Origin of the sequence: Streptomyces cacaoi (genome assembly GCF_006539165.1) — a bacterium.
Classification (GTDB): Bacteria; Actinomycetota; Actinomycetes; order Streptomycetales; family Streptomycetaceae; genus Streptomyces; species Streptomyces cacaoi.
Genome location: NZ_BJMM01000154.1, coordinates 1 through 1,895, shown reverse-complemented (window position 1 = coordinate 1,895; position 1,895 = coordinate 1). Strand labels below are relative to the sequence as shown.

1 protein-coding gene is annotated in these 1,895 nt (G+C 72.9%); it reads right to left on the bottom strand.

Translation table 11 applies throughout. The features are described from left to right. A partial coding sequence (locus SCA03_RS34690; protein ID WP_269145222.1) for a condensation domain-containing protein occupies positions 1–1,874 on the bottom strand: 1,874 nt, incomplete at its 3' end. Between the last annotated feature and the right edge of the window lie 21 nt (positions 1,875–1,895).

Here is a 1,895-nt window from a genome sequence, read left to right as displayed (position 1 = left end):
AAGACAGCGGGCTGCTCCCACAGCAGTTCGGGCAGCGAGCGGCCGGCGGGCACGGCCGCGGGCACGGGAGTGCCGAGGCGGGACACCTCGTCGGCGTCGACCAGGGAGACGGCGCCCACCGTGGCGGACTCCGCCATCCCGGCCAGCAGCCCCTCGGCCAGCGTCAGCCAGTGCCCGCACAGCCGCTCCACCGTCCCGGCATCGAAGAGGTCCGTGCTGTACTCCACCTCGGCGGCGAGTCCGTCCGCGTCCTGCCAGAAGTCGAAGGCCAGGTCGAACCGTGAGGTCTCACGCGGAACGGGGACGCGTTCGGCGTGCAGGGCGGTGAAGCCGCCGTCGTCGCCGAGGGCGTTCTGGAGGACGACGAGCGCCTGGAAGAGCGGGGTCCGGCTGGTGTCGCGGGCGGGGGCGATCTCCTCGACGACGCGGTCGAAGGGGATGTCCTGGTGGGCGTAGGCGGCCAGGGTGGTGTCGCGGACGGCGTCGAGGAGTTCGGCGAAGGTGCGGGTCTCGTCGATCCGCGAGCGCAGCACGAGGGTGTTGACGAAGAACCCGACGAGGTCTTCCAGTTCGGCCCGTTCGCGCCCGGAGGCGACGGTGCCCACGGCCACGTCCGACTGTCCGCTGTAGCGGGAGAAGAGCAGCTGGGTCACGGCGATCAGGCTCATGAACAGGCTGGCGCCGCGGCGGCGTGCCGCCTCGTCGAGTCCGGCGGTGAGCGCGGCGGGCACCCGGAAGGTGTGCATGCGCCCGGCCCCGGTCCGCACGGTGGGACGGGGCCGGTCCGTCGGCAGTTCCAGGGGCTCCACACCGTTCAACTGATGCCGCCAGTAGGCCAGTTGGTCGTCCAGCGCGCCGTCCTCGACGCGGGTGCGCTGCCATGCGGCGTAGTCCCGGTAGCGGAGCGGCAGCTCGGGCAGCCGCGCCTCGGTCTGCTCACCGTGCAGGGCCGCCGCGTAGACCGTGCCCAGCTCCCGGCCGATGACGCCCATGGACCAGCCGTCGGTGACGAGGTGGTGCACCGAGAGCACCAGGATGTGCTCGGCGGCCGACACGGTGACGAGCAGCACGCGGATCAGCGGGCCGTTGCGCAGGTCGAAGGGCGTGGACTGCTCGTCCCGCAGCGTCCGGTCCAGCTCGGCGGTGCGGAGCCCGTCGTCGAGCGCGGACAGGTCGACCCTGCGGACGGGTACCTCCAGGTGAGGCCGTACCGACTGCCGGGCCACTCCGGCGGTGGTCTCCACGGTGGTCCGGAGCGCCTCGTGCCGGGCGACCACGGTGTCGACGGCCGTGCGGAGCGCGGTCACATCGAGGGCGCCGGTCAGCCGCAGAGCGAGTCCCGTGTTGTACTCGGTGCCGCCGGGTGCGAAGTCGTCCAGGAACCACAGGCGTTCCTGCGCGTAGGACAGCCGCGGCGCGTCCTCGGTGGTCCGCTCGGGACCTCGCGCGCCCGCGTGCGGTCGTCCGTCGCCCATGCGTCGGGCGAGCGCCTCGACGGTGGGGGCGTCGAAGACGGCGCGGGCGGACAGTTCGACGCCCGCGCGTGCACGCAGCCGCGAGACGGCCCGGAGCCCGGAGATGGAGTCACCGCCCAGCGCGAAGAAGTCGTCGTGCACCCCGACCCGCTCGACGCCCAGCACCTCGGCCCAGATCCCGCACAGCAGACGCTCGGCCTCGGTACGCGGCGCCACATACTCCTCCCCCGGCCCGACCTCCGGCTCCGGCAACGCCCGCCGATCCACCTTCCCATTCGCGGTCAACGGCAGCGCACCCAGCACCACGAACGCCGACGGCACCATGTACTCCGGCAACACACCCGCCACCTCGGCCCGCACCGCCTCCACATCGAGCCTGTCACCCACGAGGTACGCCACCAGCCGCTTCACACCCGGCGC